This is a genomic window from Microcystis ichthyoblabe FBCC-A1114 (assembly GCF_050500245.1).
GTDB lineage: Bacteria > Cyanobacteriota > Cyanobacteriia > Cyanobacteriales > Microcystaceae > Microcystis > Microcystis ichthyoblabe_A.
The window spans coordinates 4,621,276-4,640,980 of record NZ_CP191408.1 but is presented as its reverse complement, the minus strand read 5'-3'; the positions used below and the strand labels follow the sequence as shown (position 1 = coordinate 4,640,980).

Annotated in this window: 24 protein-coding genes and 1 pseudogene; 4 read left to right on the top strand and 21 right to left on the bottom strand. The window is 41.6% G+C overall.

Annotated features, from left to right (window positions below):
- Positions 1-3: 3 nt before the first annotated feature.
- The 8 genes and pseudogenes from ACQY1Y_RS22645 to ACQY1Y_RS22610 form a co-directional block, all read right to left on the bottom strand.
- Positions 4-813 (bottom strand): Rpn family recombination-promoting nuclease/putative transposase, encoded by an 810-nt coding sequence (locus ACQY1Y_RS22645; RefSeq protein ID WP_002739057.1) that lies wholly within the window; start codon positions 811-813, stop codon positions 4-6.
- Positions 806-1,564, bottom strand: a complete 759-nt coding sequence (locus tag ACQY1Y_RS22640; RefSeq protein ID WP_430013609.1) for an Rpn family recombination-promoting nuclease/putative transposase — start codon at positions 1,562-1,564, stop codon at positions 806-808. Before ACQY1Y_RS22640 ends, ACQY1Y_RS22645 begins: the two co-directional genes overlap by 8 nt.
- Positions 1,513-1,707: a DUF2887 domain-containing protein gene (locus ACQY1Y_RS22635; protein WP_081330820.1), complete on the bottom strand. Its 195-nt coding sequence runs from the start codon at positions 1,705-1,707 to the stop codon at positions 1,513-1,515. The genes ACQY1Y_RS22640 and ACQY1Y_RS22635 overlap by 52 nt, the downstream gene beginning before the upstream one ends.
- Entirely contained in the window at positions 1,708-1,803 is a 96-nt protein-coding gene (locus tag ACQY1Y_RS22630) for a hypothetical protein (protein WP_002749813.1), read from the bottom strand.
- Entirely contained in the window at positions 1,791-2,648 is an 858-nt protein-coding gene (locus tag ACQY1Y_RS22625; RefSeq protein WP_430013608.1) for an Rpn family recombination-promoting nuclease/putative transposase, read from the bottom strand. Before ACQY1Y_RS22625 ends, ACQY1Y_RS22630 begins: the two co-directional genes overlap by 13 nt.
- Positions 2,649-2,799: 151 nt before the next feature.
- Entirely contained in the window at positions 2,800-3,630 is an 831-nt protein-coding gene (gene dapB / locus ACQY1Y_RS22620) for a 4-hydroxy-tetrahydrodipicolinate reductase (protein WP_430013607.1), read from the bottom strand.
- 54 nt (positions 3,631-3,684) lie between these two features.
- Positions 3,685-3,975 carry a type II toxin-antitoxin system HicB family antitoxin gene (locus tag ACQY1Y_RS22615; RefSeq protein WP_430013606.1) on the bottom strand — a complete coding sequence of 97 codons (291 nt, stop codon included), beginning with the start codon at positions 3,973-3,975 and terminating at the stop codon, positions 3,685-3,687.
- Between the two features lie 60 nt (positions 3,976-4,035).
- Positions 4,036-4,625, bottom strand: a pseudogene (locus ACQY1Y_RS22610) (ATPase).
- 32 nt (positions 4,626-4,657) lie between these two features.
- Between ACQY1Y_RS22610 and ACQY1Y_RS22605 the strand changes: the two are divergent.
- Positions 4,658-5,896 carry a hypothetical protein gene (locus ACQY1Y_RS22605; RefSeq protein WP_430013605.1) on the top strand — a complete coding sequence of 413 codons (1,239 nt, stop codon included), beginning with the start codon at positions 4,658-4,660 and terminating at the stop codon, positions 5,894-5,896.
- A 572-nt stretch (positions 5,897-6,468) separates the two neighbouring features.
- Here ACQY1Y_RS22605 and ACQY1Y_RS22600 read toward each other — a convergent pair.
- From ACQY1Y_RS22600 to ACQY1Y_RS22570, 7 genes are all read right to left on the bottom strand, one after another.
- Positions 6,469-7,251, bottom strand: coding sequence for an FkbM family methyltransferase (locus ACQY1Y_RS22600; RefSeq protein WP_430013604.1), 783 nt, complete (start codon positions 7,249-7,251; stop codon positions 6,469-6,471).
- Between the two features lie 27 nt (positions 7,252-7,278).
- On the bottom strand, positions 7,279-8,136 hold the full coding sequence (locus ACQY1Y_RS22595) for a hypothetical protein (RefSeq protein ID WP_430013603.1): 858 nt from the start codon (positions 8,134-8,136) through the stop codon (positions 7,279-7,281).
- A 432-nt stretch (positions 8,137-8,568) separates the two neighbouring features.
- On the bottom strand, positions 8,569-9,522 hold the full coding sequence (locus tag ACQY1Y_RS22590; protein ID WP_430013602.1) for an asparaginase: 954 nt from the start codon (positions 9,520-9,522) through the stop codon (positions 8,569-8,571).
- Positions 9,523-9,544: 22 nt separating this feature from the next.
- A complete protein-coding gene (locus ACQY1Y_RS22585) occupies positions 9,545-10,048 on the bottom strand; it encodes a CGLD27 family protein (protein WP_190359149.1) in 504 nt (167 codons plus the stop codon).
- Positions 10,049-10,053: 5 nt separating this feature from the next.
- Complete coding sequence (gene rsfS / locus ACQY1Y_RS22580) at positions 10,054-10,458, bottom strand: ribosome silencing factor (RefSeq protein ID WP_002739249.1); 405 nt, start codon at positions 10,456-10,458, stop codon at positions 10,054-10,056.
- A 55-nt stretch (positions 10,459-10,513) separates the two neighbouring features.
- A complete protein-coding gene (yqeK, locus tag ACQY1Y_RS22575; protein WP_430013601.1) occupies positions 10,514-11,110 on the bottom strand; it encodes a bis(5'-nucleosyl)-tetraphosphatase (symmetrical) YqeK in 597 nt (198 codons plus the stop codon).
- Positions 11,111-11,190: 80 nt separating this feature from the next.
- A complete protein-coding gene (locus tag ACQY1Y_RS22570) occupies positions 11,191-12,759 on the bottom strand; it encodes a YcjF family protein (RefSeq protein ID WP_430013600.1) in 1,569 nt (522 codons plus the stop codon).
- 310 nt (positions 12,760-13,069) lie between these two features.
- On the opposite strand from ACQY1Y_RS22570, the gene ACQY1Y_RS22565 reads away from it, so the two are divergent.
- The 3 genes from ACQY1Y_RS22565 (at position 13,070) to secF (ending at position 16,579) form a co-directional block, all read left to right on the top strand.
- Positions 13,070-14,053, top strand: coding sequence for an alpha-ketoacid dehydrogenase subunit beta (locus ACQY1Y_RS22565; protein ID WP_002739046.1), 984 nt, complete (start codon positions 13,070-13,072; stop codon positions 14,051-14,053).
- Between the two features lie 26 nt (positions 14,054-14,079).
- Entirely contained in the window at positions 14,080-15,486 is a 1,407-nt protein-coding gene (gene secD, locus ACQY1Y_RS22560; RefSeq protein WP_430013599.1) for a protein translocase subunit SecD, read from the top strand.
- Between the two features lie 160 nt (positions 15,487-15,646).
- Complete coding sequence (gene secF / locus ACQY1Y_RS22555) at positions 15,647-16,579, top strand: protein translocase subunit SecF (protein WP_430013598.1); 933 nt, start codon at positions 15,647-15,649, stop codon at positions 16,577-16,579.
- Here the strand turns inward: secF and ACQY1Y_RS22550 are convergent.
- From ACQY1Y_RS22550 to wecB, 6 genes are all read right to left on the bottom strand, one after another.
- Entirely contained in the window at positions 16,576-16,899 is a 324-nt protein-coding gene (locus ACQY1Y_RS22550; protein WP_002752110.1) for a helix-turn-helix domain-containing protein, read from the bottom strand. The genes secF and ACQY1Y_RS22550 overlap by 4 nt on opposite strands.
- A complete protein-coding gene (locus ACQY1Y_RS22545) occupies positions 16,896-17,240 on the bottom strand; it encodes a type II toxin-antitoxin system RelE/ParE family toxin (protein ID WP_232306098.1) in 345 nt (114 codons plus the stop codon). Before ACQY1Y_RS22545 ends, ACQY1Y_RS22550 begins: the two co-directional genes overlap by 4 nt.
- 181 nt (positions 17,241-17,421) lie before the next feature.
- Complete coding sequence (locus tag ACQY1Y_RS22540) at positions 17,422-17,649, bottom strand: hypothetical protein (protein WP_046661433.1); 228 nt, start codon at positions 17,647-17,649, stop codon at positions 17,422-17,424.
- The gene (locus ACQY1Y_RS22535) at positions 17,636-17,887 is read right to left on the bottom strand and encodes a hypothetical protein (RefSeq protein ID WP_046661434.1); all 252 of its coding nucleotides are present in this window, start codon (positions 17,885-17,887) and stop codon (positions 17,636-17,638) included. The genes ACQY1Y_RS22540 and ACQY1Y_RS22535 overlap by 14 nt, the downstream gene beginning before the upstream one ends.
- A gap of 196 nt (positions 17,888-18,083) precedes the next feature.
- Positions 18,084-18,569 (bottom strand): crossover junction endodeoxyribonuclease RuvC, encoded by a 486-nt coding sequence (locus ACQY1Y_RS22530; protein WP_061432552.1) that lies wholly within the window; start codon positions 18,567-18,569, stop codon positions 18,084-18,086.
- Positions 18,570-18,572: 3 nt separating this feature from the next.
- Entirely contained in the window at positions 18,573-19,676 is a 1,104-nt protein-coding gene (gene wecB / locus ACQY1Y_RS22525; protein ID WP_430013597.1) for a non-hydrolyzing UDP-N-acetylglucosamine 2-epimerase, read from the bottom strand.
- Positions 19,677-19,705 lie beyond the last annotated feature (29 nt).

The following is a 19,705-nucleotide window of genomic DNA, read 5'->3' as shown; positions in this document are numbered from 1 at the left end:
ATGTCACTCCGAAGGATTTTTTTTATCGTCTCTCGATTGTAATTCCTCGATAGTTGCGGGGGATAAATCGGTAAATTGGGCGATTTCTGGGATAGAAAAGCCAGCAGATAGCATTTTTAGGGCAATTTGTCGAGCTTTTTCCTCTTTACCTTTTTGTAGTCCCTTTTCTTCCCCTTCCTCTCTGCCTTCCTCTAAAATATCTTGATAGATGACGGATTCTCTCATAATGTCACTCCGAAGGATTTTTTTAATCGTCTCTCGATTTAATACTAACCCGGCGAGAATGCTGGTAGCGGCAGCGAGATTGCTTTGCACCTGTTTTTGGGAGATAGTTTCTAAAGAACGGGACACCAGACTTAACACCTGTTCAGGGTCATCGGTATTGCTGAGGACGGCAAAGGGTAATAAACCGGGATGATGGAAAAATTGTGGTGTATTTTCTTCCCAAAGACGGATGACTTGGAAGGAATGAAAGGTTTCCCCCAGACGGAAGGTATTTTCTTGTACTAGGGGGGAATCACTGCGTCGCAGATAAATTACCACTTGACGCATTTGTTTTTGGGGATGACGACGATAGACGCGAATCCGATAATCGAGCATTCGGAAAGGAATTTTGGAGTCGGGATCGGTTTGAAATTCGGTATGGAGAATTAAATGCTCTGACTGCAAAAAAATCAGAGAATCGGCACGAATGGGGTCTAATTGTAATTCCGTCGGGTCGAGGACGGTTAAGGAGAGGGGAGAACCCAATAACCAAGTGGCTAAATCATCGGAGAAGTTTTCGGCAATAAATTTACAAATATTATCAAACATCGTGAGCGTTTTGTCTTTGTAATTGCTCGATAGTTGCGGGGGATAAATCGGTAAATTGGGCGATTTCTGGGATAGAAAAGCCAGCATATAGCATTTTTAGGGCAATTTGTCGAGCTTTTTCGTCTTTGCCTTCCTCTTTACCTTCTTCTTTGCCTTCCTCTCGGCCTTCCTCTAAAGCTTCTTGATAGACTTTAGTTTCTCTTAAATCACTTAAACTAAACATTTTTTCTATCTCCTTACGGTTTAATTTGGGCAATTTATAAATGAGAATTGTCTCAATTAATTCTAGAATGTCCTGTCTTTTTAAAGACTCCTGGAATTGTTGTCTAACTTGTTGAATCAGTTGTTTTCCTTGAGCTAAGGTATTTTGTTCCGATTCCACAATTAATTGTAACACTTTTACCCCCAGAGAATCCCCCTCATCTAACTGATTCAGATAATAACAGTTAACCCGTCCTGACTCAAAGAATTCTTGATAACGAGATTTGGGACTATTTTCAATTTCCCGATGGGGATAAATGATCACCCCTTGCCAATTCTGGCTTAACTCGCTTTGATGAAAATAGAGAAATATTTCACTAAAAAAGCGCGAGTAAAACCGTTCATCTTTTTGAAATTGTACCTCAACAAAGTAAATCGGGTCATTGAGGTTATCGGGAAGAAAAACCCCATCTAAACGAAAAGCTAGTTGTTTAACTTCTAGGGAGGAAAATTGATAATGATTGACTGTTTCTGGGGGAAGATTGAGCAAATCAAAGAAACTTTCGGGAAAAGTCTGAAAGAGACGGAGGAAAATTGATAATGATTGACTGTTTCTGGGGGAAGATTGAGCAAATCAAAGAAACTTTCGGGAAAAGTCTGAAAGAGATGATAGAAAATACTGTCCGTTTTCACTCAATTTTGTCCTTCAATGACTTGTGCTACTTGTTCAATCTCTAAGTCTAAAGTTTGGGCAATTTGTTCTATAGTTAATACTATTAATTTAACCATTGTTGCAAATCTTCCAAATCCGAAAAGTCCAATAAAGCAAGAGCTAAATTATCCAGTTGATTAGGATTTAACTGTTTAATTTTTTGTTCTACCTTTAAAGGAATAGAACCTAGTTTTAAATTTAGCTGACGCAAAATTAGGCTTTTTTTAGCGGATAATTCTCCTTCTTCTCTGCCTTCCTCTCTGCCTTCCTCTCTGCCTTCCTCTAAAGCTTCTTGATAGACTTTAGTTTCCCTTAAATCACTTAAACTAAACATTTTTTCTATCTCCTTACGGTTTAATTTGGGCAATTTATAAATGAGAATTGTCTCAATTAATTCTAGAATGTCCTCTCTTTTTAAAGACTCCTGGAATTGTTGTCTAACCTGTTGAATCAGTTCTTTTCCTTGTTCTAAGGTCTTTTGTTCCGATTCTACAATTAATTGTAACACTTTTACCCCCAGAGAATCCCCCTCATCTAACTGATTCAGATAATAACAGTTAACTCGGCCTGACTCAAAGAATTCTTGATAACGAGATTTGGGACTATTTTCAATTTCCCGATGGGGATAAATGATCACCCCTTGCCAATTCTGGCTTAACTCGCTTTGATGAAAATAGAGAAATATTTCACTAAAAAAGCGTGAGTAAAACCGTTCATCTTTTTGAAATTGTACCTCAACAAAGTAAATCGGATCATTCAGGTTATCGGGAATAAAAACCCCATCTAAACGAAAAGCGAGTTGTTTAACTTCTAGGGAGGAAAATTGATAATGATTGACGGTTTCTGGGGGAAGATTGAGCAAATCAAAGAAACTTTCAGGAAAAGTCTCAAAGAGACGATAGAAAATACTGTCCGTTTTCACTCAATTTTGTCCCTCATTGACTTGTGGTACTTCTTCAATTTCTCAGTCTAAAGCTTGGGGATAGGAAAGCCAGCAGATAGCATTTTTAGGGCAATTTGTCAAGATTTCTCTTCTTTGCCCTTTTCCTCTCCTTCCTCTAAAATGTCTCGATTTAGAGGATTTTTTCTAAACCGTAAACGAGGGATTGCAGCTGAGTAACTTTGCGGATAGAAAGGAGAACCCCCGGCATATAACAGGAGCGATCGCTGGTATCATGACGAAGGGTATAGATTTCTCCGGGGGAACCGAAAATGACTTCTTGGTGGGCAATTAAACCGGGTAAACGGACGCTATGAATACGGATGTTCTCGGCAGTTAAACCGCCTCTAGCGCCGGGGATGGTTTCTTTTTCGGAAACTTGAGCAGGATTAAAGATTTTACCCAATTCTGCCAGTAATTCGGCGGTTTTAATCGCTGTGCCACTGGGTGCGTCTGCTTTTTGATTGTGATGCAGTTCGATAATTTCTACATGATCAAAGTAGCGAGATGCTTGCACGGCAGCCTGTTGTAGTAAAACCATGCCAATGGAAAAATTGGGGATAACTAAACAGCCAGTGCTGGCTTTTTCGGCAAATTCGGCTAAATCTTGCAGTTGTGCCGCCGATAATCCCGTAGTTCCCACCACGGGACGCACTCCATAGGCGATCGCACTGCGGGTATTGTCATAAACACCGTCGGGATGGGTAAAATCCACCATCACCCCCTGCACTTTTTCCTGAGTTGCCAGGACTAAAACACTCTGTAAATCGTCGAGAATCGGCACTTCTAGGGGTTCACAACCGGCCACTTCCCCCACATCCTGACCTCGAAAAGCTGGATTTCGATCCACTGCACCCACTAGGATCATATCGTCGGCACGAGCAACGGCTTTAATGACTTCCCGTCCCATTTTGCCGGCTGCACCGTTGACAACTACGGGAATCGGGCCTCTATTTTCGGTCATAGTTAATTATTCTCCTTATATATGGCGATTATAGATTATAAATGGTTAATAACATTAAATTCCTAGCTGCTGATATAGTTCAACTTGATCTTGGCAAACAGTTAAGTTTTTTTGTTCTTCAATATTCTGAATGACTTGTTGAGTTTTTTGGTTAAAATCACTTATGGTATAGTTACCTTCTGCAATTCGTCTTTCTTTTTCCTCTAATTCAAGACAAAGTTCCATAGCTTCTTGAATATTGCTCAAAGCTTCTTCGAGATGATGTCCTTCATTAATACAACCGGGGAGAGAAGGAATAGAAAGATTATAATCTCTTTCCTCGCTTGGTTCTAAAATAAAATTCACTTTCAGATCGGCTCAGGGTAATAATAAGATAACTATATTATAAGTGATGTTGCTGGGGAGTTACTCAAATTCTTCTAATTGCGATCGCACTAATTCTAGGGGAAGTTTTAAAACTCTAGCAATTTGTTCGATAGTTAATCCTTCTTTGATTAATTCGGGAATGGTTTCTAATTTAGCTTGTTGATAAATATTAGATGAGTGTAATTCACTGTTCTCTTTTCCAGTACAAAAATTACCGCTATTGATTTGTATAACGTCTTTAATATTACTAGAGTTAGAGAAATTAGAATAACAATATCTTTGTAAACTCGATTTAATGTTATAGCGGTAAGCGCTTGAGTGAGATACAAACCAAGCTTTGCCTAGCATGGTTTATAGCTCGTGACACTGTACCTCATACGACTGCACACCGCTATAGCCTTATTGACTTCCTCTCCTAATATTTCTGATAAGGTTTTCCATAATTTACCGGCTGTTTCCTTGATATATTTCTGAGAACGATGATTTTTTTGAGCGATTTCGGCGTATTTTTGATGATTGACGACTCCCTCTAGGATTTCATGCTGAAGATCGTCTAAATGTTCTCCTGTATGGGAGAAAACAAGCTCATCAATAGTTATTATAAAAGATTGAATATCGAATGAGTTCATAGGATGATTTTAAACAGGGAGTTAAGTCAGGATTGCTTGATATTATACCGCAAAATGCAAATTTAGTGTCTTTATATTTCTTTATAGGGCTTTTATGGGTCTTGAAGAAAAAGTTTGTGCTGCTTACGATTCAGGGGAAGTATTTACCTCATTTACTAGAATCTAAGATCATCATGAAATCCATCCTTGCGTCTGCTTTTATCTCTATTCTCGGTTTAAGTACATTAGTTCCTTCAGCCAATGCTGTTATTATTCGGGCTAATCGTCAAGAGTACCAAGACTATTGTACAAGATGTGGTGGTGTTCCGATGATTTCTCCAATAGGGACTTTAACTTGTATTGGAGCAAATGGACAATTTATATTTCCACCAATGAGGCCAGGACAACAAGAAATTGATTTAGATGTACCGTTTTCTAAATTCAAAAAGGAGATTATTGATGGTATGTGGAAAGGAGGAGGTGTAGTCAGCGCAGCAATAATTTTTGCTCCACCCGCAGCACCTTTTCTCGCTTCATTACAGATAAGCATTCTCGCACACTCCGCTTTATTTGAAATACTTGACAGGATTAAACTTTCATCAATTGAAGAACGCTTTGATAGCAATTATCAAATTGTTAAATTGCCTGATAATTTATTTCCATCTATTTTGATAGATCCTACGGGAGAAATTACACAAGAAATTGCAAATTCTATGAACAAAGTTTTAGAATTAGAGTTTAAAACTGTTGATTTTATGCGCTCAACAATTACTGCTATCAATAGATATGATTCAGCGTTATTTGTTGGAGATACATTCAGTGCAGATATTCAAAAACTAGCTTTAGATAGTTATTTTGATACTTTTCTCCAATTATCACAAGAAGCTAGTATGGAATCATTAATACTTAGAGACCTACTTGCGGATACAAGTTTGAATGACATAATCATAACACCTTTGGATTTCATTAACTATCAGGCATTAGTAGCAACTGACGGTTTTCCCGAAGAAGAACTACAGGCGATTGAAGACTTGAATATAACGTCAACAGAGTTGGAATACATAACGGAAAGATTTGTTGATTTAGAACCAATTACAGAACCTATTCGTTTGCCTGAGTCTTTTCGATTAATTTCTAATGGTCAGGCTTTTAATGGTAATATTCCCAAAACCCCCGAACCCACTTCAACTTTAGGACTCTTTTCTCTAGGAATACTCGGTGTTGGTGCGACAATAAAACGCCAAGTAAAACGCAATCATTCTATCGAAAAAGAAACCACAAAAATAGGTTAAATTGCCCATTAATATAACCCATTCCCCTTAATTTTACAGAATTGAGGGGGATTTTTATAGGCTATAATTTGAGTTAACTGGGTTGGGTTAGGCAATGCCTTGTTTTTAGGTAAAAAAATCAAGATATAAATACTGCCCTAACACACCAAAAAGAAAAGTTTTTGATGTGTTACCCTTGATCAACCAACTATTTATAAAAATTGCCGAAGATAACTAAAGAGAAACCTTGAATTATCGTCGTTAGAGTTCCGTATTGAATAAATATTTCTTTAAAAGGTATCGATCCGCAAACCAAGTCTATGGCATTCGCGTACATAAGCCCCCAATGGTGAGCGTCCGTATTAAGTTTTGATTCGATAACGCTAAAAATAAAGCTGACAATGGACACCGCCACTACCAGTAGAGGCGTTGCTGAATCAAGGTATGAATGACAATCTTGCACCCATCCAAAAGTTAGTTTGGGTCTAGGTTTTAAAAATCCCACAAAAGAAGATTCATATCTCAAATCAGCAACGCCCCAGTAGATATGGAACTGCGATCTGGAATTTTTTGAAGGAGGGAATATAATGCATCTAAATTCTGACCATCAGACAATCGTATTCGATCACTCGAAGGCTTTTTTCCCTCGATACAGGAAAAAGTCCCACGATGCTAAATCCCTCTCTCTCGAAACAATTGATGCTTTCGGTTAGATGGGGCATTTCCCGATAGATAGGAATAACCGATATTTCCGACTGTAAACCCACGATCGAGCCAACGGCATCCCCCAAGCCGGCGAATACTTTTAAATCGTACCCTTGAGTATCCATTTTCAAAAAAATCTTCAGTGCGCTGTAATTTTGCACCTCCCTCTTGAGAAAAGTATCGAGACGACATTTCGTGACCTTTTCCCGACGATCAATCGACTCGGAGCCCCTGAAGCGGACAGAATAGTCGTTGGTCTCTAAAAATGAACTTAATTCTGTAGCTTTAGAAACATTTATCTCCTGTTCTCCATCTTGTTCTGCCAACGCTAAGTTATATATATCCCATAGGGGATCGCTCCGACAAAGTTGACTCGTTTGCTCGAAAACATCCTTGATTGGCTCGAAAGATATGATTTTTCCTTCATACCCGATATTCTGTCGCACATAGCGGGCGAATTGACCTCGATTCGCTCCCACATCTAAAACGAGATCGACCTTGTACTGGCTGAGAACCCGTTTCAATTCCGTATCTGATAAAAATTGATAGGCTTGTTTCACGTGATAGGCAGTATTTTCTTTTTTGGATAAAAGAAATCTATCTTTGCCGTAACTTTGCATCTCGCTGTGAAAAATCGATTGAACTAGCGAGGTAATATAATTTTTTATCACTCTTCTCCACTCCAGACTTTACTATAACTAATCGATTGAATTTTTGAATTTTAATCCCGTGTATCGAATTTCTCTGCCGCACAAATTTAGGATTTTGTGGGTTTTCCTAAGCAAAGGATTCTGCTCCTCGATCGCTTTTCTCTGTAGTTCTAACTCTTGGTACTTTTCTTGAAAAGAATCGGGAATCGATTCCGGTCTAAAAAACATTTTATCTTTGTAAATATCGATTTGCCGATGACGGCTCGCCTCCGCCGGATAACCGGTATCGTAATGATAAACCGACCAACCCGCGATCCGCGCCGGCATACCGATCGCCGCTCCTTCCCCAGCAAAAATTCTTTTCCGCTCTGAAATATCGCGGATCTCCCGCCAAGATTGCAGGAATATGTCCTCGTTCCCATCCCTACAAACTACGAAAATCCACTCGTTAATAAGCTTACACTCTTCGATCTGGATCCCGTAGCGACCGGCGATTTTTTGGAAAAAATCGTAGATTCCCGTTCCTCCGGATTCTTTTCTCAGAAGATATCTATGCAGATCGTAACAACTTTTTGCGGTCAATCCGAGTTTCCACTGTCGTGAGATTGTTGCGTTTTGGAGAATCCGACAGTCTGCGTCGAGAAAGATACAATCGTCGAACCCTAATCGGAACGATGCCGCTATACAGTCTAGTTGATCGTGATAAACTCCTACCGATTGAATACGGTGGGGGATCGGGATGAGCGAATCGGATTTGGGAAAAACTTCAGGGCGATCAGTGAGAACTACAAAAGGGGTATTATCAGCTATAGTACGAATATCCTCAGCGAGGGTAAGGGCATGATCTCGATATTTCTTCCCGACAGCTAGGGTGACGAAACAAATTTTCCTATCGATCAAACTCATAGGCTACTGTTGGTATTGTCTTGAACTGCCGCACACTCGGCGAGAATGCCCCCACACTGTACCATAGACCTATTGGTCTGTCAAGATTGAATTGAGAGATAAGTCTCCTGGTGCTTCCCCTGCCCCTTCTGCTCTCCCTGCTTGTCTCCACTGATCCTTTTAAAATTGACAGAGTAAATCTATCGGTTAAGTAGGATTGCCACGCCCGGCGTTGCTGAATCAAGGTATGAATGACAATCTTGCACCCATCCAAAAGTTAGTTTGGGTCTAGGTTTTAAAAATACCACAAAAGAAGATTCATATCTCAAATCAGCAACGCCGCCACGCCCACCCTCTGGGAACCGCCTTCAATCGAATGATTGCCCGCCACAGTCAGCCATAAGGCAGCAAAAACTTTTCTTTTTGTTCTATTAAGCTTTGTTAACTGACTATTTACAATAAAGCCATTTCTCCCACCACTTCCAAGCGGGTATAACTGCCGATTTTAAGGAATTTTTCCGAGAGAGATTCGGCCACATTGGGAGTAATCCAGCCTAACTGTTTGAGAATTTGCAAAGCGGCGGCATATTTAGCCCGTTTGGAACCATCTAAAGCTTTTATTGCTAATCCTAAACCTTCACCGACGCGCCCGATACATTGAATCCCTTCGGCCCCGGCTTTGCTGACGATTTCCCCTTGGCTAACCTGCATTAATTCCGTATCAAAAGCCCCTTCTCCTGCTACCATGCGGGGATGATAGGTCATAGCTCGGACGATTCTTTCTAAGTCTAAACGGTTGCCAGAGGCTAACTGGGCGTAGAGATGGGCCATTTGCCCCAACTGCATTGAATAGGTGGGCGCACCGCAGTCATCGTGGGCGCTGATTAATTCATCTCCCGGCATTCCCAATAATTCGGCAATTTTGCTTAAAATTAGCTTCTGTATCTGACTAGAACGCCGCAGATAGCTATTTAACGGCCAGCCACGCTGTTGACACACCGCTAACATCCCGGCGTGTTTACCAGAACAATTGTACTGAAGACGACTGGGTTTACCTTCGGGGAGGGGACATTGCAGGGCGTTGGGATCGATATCGGCACGCCAGAGAATATTAAAGACTTGACGGGCGTGTTCCACTGTGCCTTGGTGAGAACTACAGATAATGGCTAGATCCTTATCGTTGAGATCGTAGCGTTCGAGGGTGGCGGTACTGATGACAGCCAGTGCTTGAAAAGGTTTTAGGGCCGAACGAATAAAGGCGCTAGTTTCGGCACTGCCGGCGGTGGATAATACCCGGCCGCGGTCATCGCAAATAGCGGCCTCGACATGATGGACCGATTCAATAATACCTTCCCGGAGGAGATGAATTTCTAAGCGGTGGGTTGGTGAACGTTTTACCCTATTCATTCAGATTGGTGATTGGTTGCGGTTAGTGAGTGAAAAATAGCCAGAAAAGACCACTGATAGCGACAATTGCCCCTAAAATCAGGGCGGTTTTTTGTAAACGGCGGAGAATGGGCTGGATTTGATAGGAGACGATTAAACGATCGCGGGTTAAAATAGCGGCGGTTTTTGTCCAGATTTGGCCATCATACCAGCCCGACTCTTCATAAAATACTTTCTCTGATTGTAAGCGGTCATAGACGTAGATCCAGCCTAAATACAAGCGCAATAACACCAATCCTACCAAAATTGTCGAGCCAAAAATCCCCGCGCAGAAGAAGAGAAAAGGGGCCTTTTTCAGGGGAAAACTAGCGGCGGCAATCGGTCCGACAATTAACCATGTCCACAACCATAACCAGACAATTTTTTTTGTATAAGGGGCTACATCTAGCGTTGCCCAACGGAAAAACCAAGATTCTTTTAATTGTTCGTACTCGTTAACCGGTTGCTGTTCTTCCGGGACGGGACAGAAATCAAGGGAGGATTTCATGGATTCTACTCCTCTAAATGGTCGCTAGGTAGAGGAATCCGTTGGGCATGACCCCAAAATGCTTCTAAATTATAAAATTCTCGCTCTTTTGGTAGAAAGATATGGACAATGATATCGCCATAATCCATCAGGATCCAGCTACCTTCGCTTTTTCCTTCCACTTGTCGGGGGGATTGTTGCCATTCTAGTTCCATAGCGGCTTCGATCGCATCCTCGATCGCTCGCACTTGGGTGGTAGAATAGCCAGTAATAATCAGAAAATAATCGGTTAAATAACAGATATCGGCGACTTTCAGGATGGCGATGTCCCCTGCTTTCTTGTCTTCGGCAGCAGTAACAATTGTCTCTAGAAAATTTTCGGTCTTGAGATTTTCGGCGACGGGGGTAATAATTCCAGTGGGATTGGTCATTCAGGTTGTGGTTATCCTTTGGCTGAGGTGGTTGTAAGCGAGTCTTGAGATTATGTTAATCAATGGTTTTAGTTTCCGTTAGTTGTTCTTTAACAATTTGTAACGCCCAGTTGCGGGTTAGCACGGTGCGGGGATGAATGGGACAATGGCTACTTAAAAGATATTTTAGGGAATAATCGCAGGTTTGTTGAAGGCTTTTATGGAGATTTTGATAGCTGAGTTGTCGTAGGGCGTTTAATTCGGGTGTATCGCCGCGATTGGGTTCCAAGGCATCGGCAATAAAGACTATACAGCTAAGATCGCTCATATTGGGTTTACCGAGGGTATGATTGCGAATCGCTTCGAGAATTTCCTCATCGATAACGTTAAATTCTTTTTGGGCGACAATTGCGCTCACGTCGGCGTGGAGTAAGTGGGGATGGGATAAACAGATATTATCCACCTCTATTCCCGCCGATTCTGCCATTTTTAGCAGTTTTTTGGGCTTGAAAAATTTAGCCAGATCGTGTAACAGCCCCGCTTGCCCTGCTTGGACGGGATCGAGATCGTGATGACGAGCTAAATCAATACACATGGTCTCCACACCGAGAATATGTCGCAGACGGTGTTCGTTGACGTTTTCTTTTAACCAGTCGATAACTTGCTGTCGCATCTTTTTTTTGCCCTTGTGGAACCCCAAAACGATTGTAACAATTACTATACAATTTTGCCTATTGCTCCCGGGTTCGATCTTTACCAATCATCCTCGCAACTAGCTTCTAAAACTTCTTCTTGCTGCCAATCATCCTGAAAAGGTTGTACCACTTTACCGATCGCATCGGCCACAAAAGACTTAATAAATTCTTCCTTGCGACTAAGTTGAAATTGTCTTTGTACCACTTCCGTCATACCACCGTCACCCCAGTCTTGATCCTGACGGAAATATTCAATAAAACTTTTGCCAGCAATGCGAGTTAAATAGGCGGCACTGACTCCTTGAATTGCCTTACCGACTATATAGGTAGTAAAATTTAATTGTAGGATTCTGGCTAATAATTCTACTGCTCCTTTCACCACTCCCAAACTAACTAGAGTTTTACCCAAAGATAGAGCCAATTCCTTGCCTCGATCGCTGTTAATTTCACAGCCATAAACTTGACCAATTTCCTTAACCATTTGAGCATTAACCGCCGCCGTTGCTAACATATCGAACACTGGTAAGGGAGTCACCGCAATCACTCCCGCACCGATCCACTGATAGCGATCGATAATTTTATCAGCTTGGCGACGACGTTGGCGATCAATAATTTTCCTAGCTTCTTCCCCTAATCTTTGGGATTGTAAGAGGATATTATCCGCCACTAAATCCTCCCCTTCGGCGCGTAAAACTGAAGCCAAACGTTTAATTAAAGCTAAAATATCTGGTTCTGGTGTGATCATTTGTCCACCAGTTAACTGTACTGGTTGGGGATTAGCGGCGACGGCAATAATATCGGCGGAAAGGATCACTCCTTTTAGACGTTCTCGTAATTGTTTTAAAATAATGTCTCGATCTTCGTCGCTATAGAGATCGATTTTATTAAAGACTAAGAGAGAACGTTTACCAATATCAATTAAACCCAATAAAGGGCCGTATTCCGATTGTCGAATATCGTTATCGATGACAAATAAAAGTAAATCTGCTTCCGTGGCTAATTGTCGCGCTAACTGTTCCCTTTGACCTCCAGCTGCACCAATTTCAAGAATGCCGGGAGTGTCGGTAATTTGAATTTCCCGATTCACACCTTTCATTTTTAAACTATAGGTTTCCCCTTTTTCCGTGGTTCCCATGGTTGCCTCCACATTGCCCACCATTTGACCGATGAGGGCGTTAATTAGGGAGGTTTTTCCCGCAGATCCCGTGCCGAAAACAATGATTTTAACTTCTTTTCTGGCTAAACTTCGCTCAATTTCTTGGGAACGATTAATAAAAACCTGTTGGGTTACTTTATCTTGAATTTGCTCCACTTGTTGCCGGATAGCTTTTAAGGTTTCCCCGGCGGCCTCGGTTTTTTCTACCGGTAATTTTAGGAGTGGACGGGAGGAAGAACGCAACCCGCGGCGACTTTTTTGCTGCTGGGGCAGCAGATAAAAGTAGTACAAAAGAATGTAGATCAGCAAGCCCAGCAGTCCGATAATCAGTAAAAGCAGAATATTGGCTAGTAGGGGAGCGGTAAAGGCGATCTGGATGTAAAGACGATAGATAGAGTTGACTAACCACAACATTAATCCGAAAATAAAGCTCAGACCAATGATTAAAGCGGCAAGACGGGGTAATTTCATCAGCTTTAACGGTAGGGGATTGCTTGATCTTGATCTTAGTTCTTTGCCGGCCGATTGTCGGGAACTAGAATAGACTATTATCTATAGTCATAATTGTTTTTATTCATCAGTAGGGAAGCACAATTATTTGTAGGATGGGTTAGCGGTAGCGTAACATAATCGGGCGTTGGGTTTCATGCTTCAGCCCAACCTACGTTCTTCCCCACTTCCCCACCTCCCCACTTCCCCACTTCCTATTCCCTCGGACCAGAAAAGGGGTAAGATAATAAGTTTAGTGATAAGATGACCGAATTGTAAGCGGGGACTTGATATGGCAGAAACCCTATTATTTAATGCTTTGCGACAGGCGATCGATGAGGAAATGGTCCGCGACCAGACAGTATTTGTTTTGGGTGAAGATGTGGGTCATTACGGTGGTTCCTACAAAGTTACCAAAGATCTCTACAAAAAATATGGCGATTTAAGGGTTTTAGATACTCCCATCGCTGAAAATAGTTTTACGGGCATGGCAGTGGGGGCAGCCATGACGGGATTACGTCCGATTATTGAAGGCATGAATATGGGTTTTCTTCTGCTTGCCTTTAACCAAATTGCCAACAATGCCGGGATGTTACGTTATACTTCCGGCGGTAATTTTAAAATCCCCATGGTTATCCGTGGTCCGGGGGGTGTGGGCAGACAATTAGGTGCGGAACATTCCCAACGTTTAGAGGCCTATTTTCACGCGGTACCCGGACTAAAAATTGTCGCTTGTTCCACTCCCTACAATGCCAAAGGTTTATTAAAATCGGCGATTAGAGATAATAACCCCGTGCTTTTCTTTGAACACGTTCTTCTCTATAATCTCAAGGAAAATTTACCTGATAGCGAGTATCTTTTACCCCTCGATAAAGCGGAAATCGTTCGCAAGGGAGAAGATATAACTATTCTCACCTATTCGCGGATGCGTCATCACTGTTTACAGGCATTAAAACAGTTAGAAAAAGATGGCTATGATCCAGAAATTATCGATTTAATTTCCCTGAAACCCTTTGATATGGAGACGATTGCCGCTTCGATTCGCAAGACTCACAGGGTGATTATCGTGGAAGAATGTATGAAAACGGCGGGAATTGCTTCCGAGTTAATTGCTTTAATTAACGAGCAGTTATTCGATGAATTAGATGCCCCCGTGTTAAGATTATCTTCCCAAGATATCCCCACACCTTATAACGGTAATCTAGAAAGATTGACGATTATTCAACCTAATCAAATTGTCGAAGCTGTCCAAAAAATGGTCGGTGATCGCATTTAAAAAATTCTCCTTTTGATACTGAAGTTATGCAGAGACAAAATTGGTTATTGTTACTGATCATCGGCCTAGTTGTTGCCTCGATCTTTATCCTGATTAAGTTACCCCTACAATTAGGTTTAGACCTGCGCGGTGGTAGTCAATTAACCATTCAGGTTAAACCCACTGAAACCGTGACAACCATTCAACCTAATGATTTAAAAGCCGTACAAAATGTGATTGAAAATCGCGTTAATGCCCTCGGTGTTTCTGAATCATTAGTGCAGACTGTGGACAGTAAAAATCAGGTAATCGTGCAACTACCCGGGGTCACAAATCCCAAAGAAGCTGAGAGAAACCTAAATGTTCAGGCCCAATTAGAATTTCGTCAGCAAAAACAAGGTACAGAAGGAGAATTTCGGGCTGAATATTCAATTTTTCAACAAAAAAAGCTGGAATTAGCCGCCCTTAAAGCCGAGAATAAACCCGAAAATGCCGCTAAAATTGCCGAACTAGAACAATCTCTGCAAAAATCTAAAGAGGCAATTTTAAATTTATTTGAATCGGTGGACTTAACCGGAAAAAATCTGCAAAATGCCACTATTAGTTCCACCCAAGGCACTAACTGGGAAGTGGCCATTACTTTCGATTCGGAAGGGGGCAATAAATTCGCCAAACTGACTAAAGCGATCGCTGGTACTGGTCGCAGTATTGGGATTTTCCTCGATAATGAATTAATTAGCGCCCCTGTGGTTGATGTGCAGTTTGCCCAAACGGGAATTACAGGAGGCCGGGCCGTGATTACCGGTAATTTTACCGCCGAAACTGCCAACGATCTAGCGATTCAATTGCGCGGTGGTTCCCTACCTTTCCCCGTTAAAGTGGAAGAAATTCGCACTGTCGGGGCAACTTTAGGCCAGGATAGCATCCGTCGCAGTATCTACGCTGGTTTAGTGGGTTTACTGTTAGTTTTAATCTTCATGGCGGTTTATTACCGTTTACCCGGGATTATTGCCGATGTTTCCCTGATTATCTATACTATTCTCTCTCTGGGGGCTTTTGCCCTAGTGGGAGTCACGATGACGTTACCCGGTATTGCCGGATTTATCCTCAGTATCGGCATGGCAGTTGATGCAAATGTACTGATTTTTGAGCGTACCCGGGAGGAATTAAGGGCGGGAAAATCCCTATTTCGGGCGGTGGAGTCGGGATTTTATCGGGCTTTTTCCAGTATTCTCGATAGTAATGTCACTACTTTAATCGCCTGTGCTGCCCTATTTTGGTTGGGTTCGGGATTAGTCAAGGGTTTTGCTTTAACTTTAGCCATTGGGGTAGCTGTGAGTATGTTTACCGCTTTAACCTGTAGTCGTACTCTCCTGTTAATCACCGTGTTAAACGTCCCCAGCGTCCGTCAAAAACCGCAACTTTTCTGCCCTAATTTACCGGCAAATCAATAATCAGTTATCAGTTATCAGTTACCAGTTATCAGATTGGAGTTTTAAGTTAACAGTGTTAATCGGTTATCAGTTACCAGTTATTCCCCCACTGATTACTGCTTACTGATAACTGAAAAATATCCCTACTCCTGTCTCCTTTTTTCCTTTTTACTTAATCTATATGGCATTTAACGTTACAAAACAGCGTAATTTTTGGTGGACAGTCTCGGCCTTGCTGACGATTGGTAGTATTTTGGCCATGGTGATTTCTTGGTTCACTATTCAAGCGCCTTTGCGACCGAGTTTAGATTTTGTTGGTGGCACGAGAATTCAGATAGAATTAGCCTGTGCCAAAAAGAATAACTGTGAGAAACCCTTAACTACTGCCGAAGTGCAAGGGATTTTAGACGAGGAGGGATTGGGTAACAGTAGTGTGCAGGTGTTGGATAAATATACTTTATCGGTGCGGACGAAAACCCTGGCAGAAGAACAGAGAACAAAATTACTCGACACCTTAAATGAGAAAATTGGCACCTTTGACCCCGAAACCAGTCAAATCGATACAGTTGGTCCCACCATCGGTCAAGAATTATTTAGGTCGGGATTTTTAGCTTTATTAGTGTCATTTTTTGGCATTGCTGTCTATCTAAGCTTCCGTTTTCAACGGGATTACGCTTTTTTCGCCATTGTCGCCCTGCTGCACGACGTTTTGATCACTTTAGGGGTCTTTGCGGTTTTAGGCTTAATTGCGGGGGTAGAAGTGGATAGTTTATTTTTGGTTTCCCTCTTGACAATTGTGGGCTTTTCTGTTAATGACACAGTGGTAATTTATGATCGCGTGCGGGAAAATTTTGCTAATACCCCCGAATTATCCGTGGATGAAATTGTCGATAATGCGGTGAGTCAAACCCTAACTCGTTCGATTAATACCACCCTGACCACTTTATTGCCTCTGGTGGCGATTTTTCTCTTTGGTGGCACGACTTTAAAATATTTTGCCCTAGCTTTAATTATTGGCTTTGTAGCGGGGGCCTATTCGAGTATTTTTATCGCTAGTACCCTACTAGCTTGGTGGCGCAGTCGTTCCCATCGACCCACACTCAATTACAGTTAGGATGCCATTGGTGAAGAATCAGTGGTTCTTGGATGGGTCGTAATAGTAATTTCAACCTGTTGATTGAGACGACCCAAAATTGAGATCAAACGGTCAATAGTAAAGCGTCCCAAATTAGCACGGCGAATCTGGACAAATTCACTGTGATTAATTCCAGTTCGCACTTGAGCATCGCGGGTTGATAAGTCTTCCTTCTCCAGAACCTTGATAATTTCAGCAGCAAGCAGTGCTTTCGCTTGTCGCACGTCCGCATCTACATCGCCAAAATCGCGGTACACATTCCCGCTACCTTGTACCAGTTCAAATTGTTCTTCACTCATGAGAGTTCCTCCTTCAATCGCTTGAGCCGTGCTTTGATAACTTCGACTTCTTGCTGTGGTGTTTTGATCCCTTTTGGGGATTTTTTCTGAAAGGCATGAATCACCCAGATAGCCTCACCTAACTGGACAGCATAAATAGTTCGATAGGCATCCCCCTTGAAAGGTAGAGCAATCTCGAACACACCAGAACCTATCCCCTTAAAAGGCTTGGTTAGGGATGATTTTGCCCCTTCTGCTGCAATAGTTAAAGCGTCAAGTACAATTTCTTGGGCTTCCTTGGGAAACTTTTGAAAATCTTTCCGTGCCGCTTTAATCCAAGATATAGGACGGGTATTACGCATTCGCTTATGGTGATATAACTGATACCACCTGTCAAGCCCCATTATACCTGTTGAAGGTTTTGCTTGTGTCAATCAAAGCGGCAATCGCCTGATAATATCTGGTAGTGCGATTGCTAATCTTGTAGGTTTGGCCCGTTGTGGGTAAACAATAAATATATTTTCGTCACAGAAAGCTCATGATTCATGGATGATAAGCCGTAATAACCAGACTTCTATCGGCACTATAAATTGCTTCAACACGACGAAAACTAGAATGATTCCACCAGACTTTAGTTCTATTTCCCTTGGCTGGAGCAGACCCAACAACGGCATAACCAGCATTGAACATCAATTGTTCAAAAACTTCTGCTGGCATTATTTTAGATGAAATGGGAGAAAGACCATCAATTTGATGCTTATCGAGGGTCATAACTCCCTTTATAGGTTGTAAAAATTTGATAATCAGGTAAAACTAAGCTGATACCGGCAAAACTATGTATTGTTCCTGGATAACTTTCTTCTGCATCACTACCACCCAATCGCCAACAAAAAGAACCCAACCAAATATAAAAGCCTGGAATCAGTGCGTCCATCGAATAGGCAATATCCTTTAACTGAGGGTTAACTCCGTTTGATGATGCCTTTTTTTGGGAAACTTTTATTTTCATCTATTTTCATTATTTTAAACTTATACTCATTTAAGAACTATACCATATTTTTGTTAGCATTGACGATGACAATTATCACAATTCCACACTTAAACCCTTTGGTGCGATCACTTTTGCTAAAAGGACGAGTTATACTAAATCCAAAGATGGCTTTTAGTTGTCAGCTAAATTTTTTGACCAATTGGGTCAAATTACTTCAAGAGATTTGATTGCGAACGCCACTGAAAGCAGCGTATGCGATCGCTATAGCATCTACAGCATCATTAATGGGCATTTTTGTCAATCCGAATAAATACTTAATTTCTTCCGCCACCTCAGCTTTAGTGGCCTTACCATGGCCCAGATGACATTTCCAACTAGCTTGATGGAGGAAAATCGGTTCAATTCCCCCATCGCGGCAGCTAACCAGATTGATAATTCCCAATGCTTGCAGGACTCCACCAGCTGCCTTGATTTGCCGGTTAAAAAAGGGCATTTCCACGGCAATTTCCCCCGGTTTATATTCTGCGATTAACTCCTTTAAATCCCGTTCAATTTCGATCAAACGCTGGGCAGTAGAAAGATTTTTAGAAGTTTCGATCGTGCCGTAATCGACTAAAATCGGCATTAACTCACTATTATCCCGGAGAATAGCCCAACCGACAATCGCTAATCCGGGGTCGATACCCAACCAAGTAGTCATAGATTAAGCCAAAAAATCTTGGACGATTTGGAGGATTCTTTGGGATGCTTGTCCATCTCCAAAAGGATTAATTGCATTAGCCATACGATCATAGGCGATTTTATCCCCTAATAATTCTCCCGCTTGTGCTAAAATTTGCTCTGGATTAGTACCAATTAATTTCGCTGTTCCCGCTTGTACTGCTTCCGGTCTTTCCGTGGTTTCTCGCAATACTAAAACCGGTTTTCCTAAACTAGGGGCTTCTTCTTGAATGCCCCCAGAATCAGTTAATAATAAATAACAGCGTTGAATCGCCCCCACTAACTCGGCATAATCGAGAGGTTCAGTTAAAAATACCCTGGGATGATTGCCCAAAGCGGACTGTATTGGTTCTCGGACGGTGGGATTGCGATGCAGGGGTAATAATAGGGCTGTATCGGCATATTTTTCTAATAACAAAGTGAATCCTTTGATAATATCCTGTAAGGGTTCGCCCCAATTTTCCCGGCGGTGAACCGTGGCTAATAAAACCCGATAATCTGACCAATTTAAGCCCGCAATTTGACATTCTGGGGCGGTTTTGGCTACGGTTAATAAAGCATCAATAACTGTATTACCGGTGTGGTGAATATTTCCCGTCACCCCAGATTTTTGTAAATTTTCCACGGCTAAAGTAGTGGGAGCAAAATGTAGGGTAGTCAGTTGAGAAATTAGGCGGCGATTAGCTTCTTCGGGATAGGGATTATAGATATCATTAGTTCTTAATCCTGCTTCTACATGGGCGATAGGAATTTGTTGATAAAAAGCCGCTAAAGCAGCAGCAAAAGCCGTGGTAGTATCACCTTGCACAATAATTAAATCTGGTTTTATGCGCTCAAAAACTGTTTCTAAACCCCGTAAACTGCGGCAAGTAATATCAGTTAAGGTTTGACGGGTTTGCATAATATCGAGATTTTCATCTGCTTTTAAAGCAAATAATTCCATCACCTGCGCTACCATTTCTTTATGCTGTCCCGTCAGAACTACATGGGTTTGAAACTGTTCCGATTCTTGAAAAGCACGAATAACGGGAGCTAATTTAATCGCTTCAGGACGAGTTCCAAGAGTAATACAAATTGATTTCAACATATTATTATCAGTTATCAGTTATCAGTTAT

What these genes read in the sequence shown, in the direction of transcription:
- wecB (WP_430013597.1), bottom strand. Translation starts at nt 19,676, where the DNA reads ATGTTGAAATCAATTTGTATTACTCTTGGAACTCGTCCTGAAGCGATT.
- ACQY1Y_RS22545 (WP_232306098.1), bottom strand. Translation starts at nt 17,240, where the DNA reads ATGCGTAATACCCGTCCTATATCTTGGATTAAAGCGGCACGGAAAGAT.
- secD (WP_430013599.1), top strand. Translation starts at nt 14,080, where the DNA reads ATGCAGAGACAAAATTGGTTATTGTTACTGATCATCGGCCTAGTTGTT.
- ACQY1Y_RS22540 (WP_046661433.1), bottom strand. Translation starts at nt 17,649, where the DNA reads ATGACCCTCGATAAGCATCAAATTGATGGTCTTTCTCCCATTTCATCT.
- ACQY1Y_RS22550 (WP_002752110.1), bottom strand. Translation starts at nt 16,899, where the DNA reads ATGAGTGAAGAACAATTTGAACTGGTACAAGGTAGCGGGAATGTGTAC.
- ACQY1Y_RS22630 (WP_002749813.1), bottom strand. Translation starts at nt 1,803, where the DNA reads ATGGTTAAATTAATAGTATTAACTATAGAACAAATTGCCCAAACTTTA.
- ACQY1Y_RS22570 (WP_430013600.1), bottom strand. Translation starts at nt 12,759, where the DNA reads ATGAAATTACCCCGTCTTGCCGCTTTAATCATTGGTCTGAGCTTTATT.
- yqeK (WP_430013601.1), bottom strand. Translation starts at nt 11,110, where the DNA reads ATGCGACAGCAAGTTATCGACTGGTTAAAAGAAAACGTCAACGAACAC.
- ACQY1Y_RS22585 (WP_190359149.1), bottom strand. Translation starts at nt 10,048, where the DNA reads ATGAAATCCTCCCTTGATTTCTGTCCCGTCCCGGAAGAACAGCAACCG.
- ACQY1Y_RS22565 (WP_002739046.1), top strand. Translation starts at nt 13,070, where the DNA reads ATGGCAGAAACCCTATTATTTAATGCTTTGCGACAGGCGATCGATGAG.
- secF (WP_430013598.1), top strand. Translation starts at nt 15,647, where the DNA reads ATGGCATTTAACGTTACAAAACAGCGTAATTTTTGGTGGACAGTCTCG.
- rsfS (WP_002739249.1), bottom strand. Translation starts at nt 10,458, where the DNA reads ATGACCAATCCCACTGGAATTATTACCCCCGTCGCCGAAAATCTCAAG.
- dapB (WP_430013607.1), bottom strand. Translation starts at nt 3,630, where the DNA reads ATGACCGAAAATAGAGGCCCGATTCCCGTAGTTGTCAACGGTGCAGCC.
- ACQY1Y_RS22530 (WP_061432552.1), bottom strand. Translation starts at nt 18,569, where the DNA reads ATGACTACTTGGTTGGGTATCGACCCCGGATTAGCGATTGTCGGTTGG.
- ACQY1Y_RS22595 (WP_430013603.1), bottom strand. Translation starts at nt 8,136, where the DNA reads ATGAGTTTGATCGATAGGAAAATTTGTTTCGTCACCCTAGCTGTCGGG.
- ACQY1Y_RS22645 (WP_002739057.1), bottom strand. Translation starts at nt 813, where the DNA reads ATGTTTGATAATATTTGTAAATTTATTGCCGAAAACTTCTCCGATGAT.
- ACQY1Y_RS22590 (WP_430013602.1), bottom strand. Translation starts at nt 9,522, where the DNA reads ATGAATAGGGTAAAACGTTCACCAACCCACCGCTTAGAAATTCATCTC.
- ACQY1Y_RS22535 (WP_046661434.1), bottom strand. Translation starts at nt 17,887, where the DNA reads ATGAAAATAAAAGTTTCCCAAAAAAAGGCATCATCAAACGGAGTTAAC.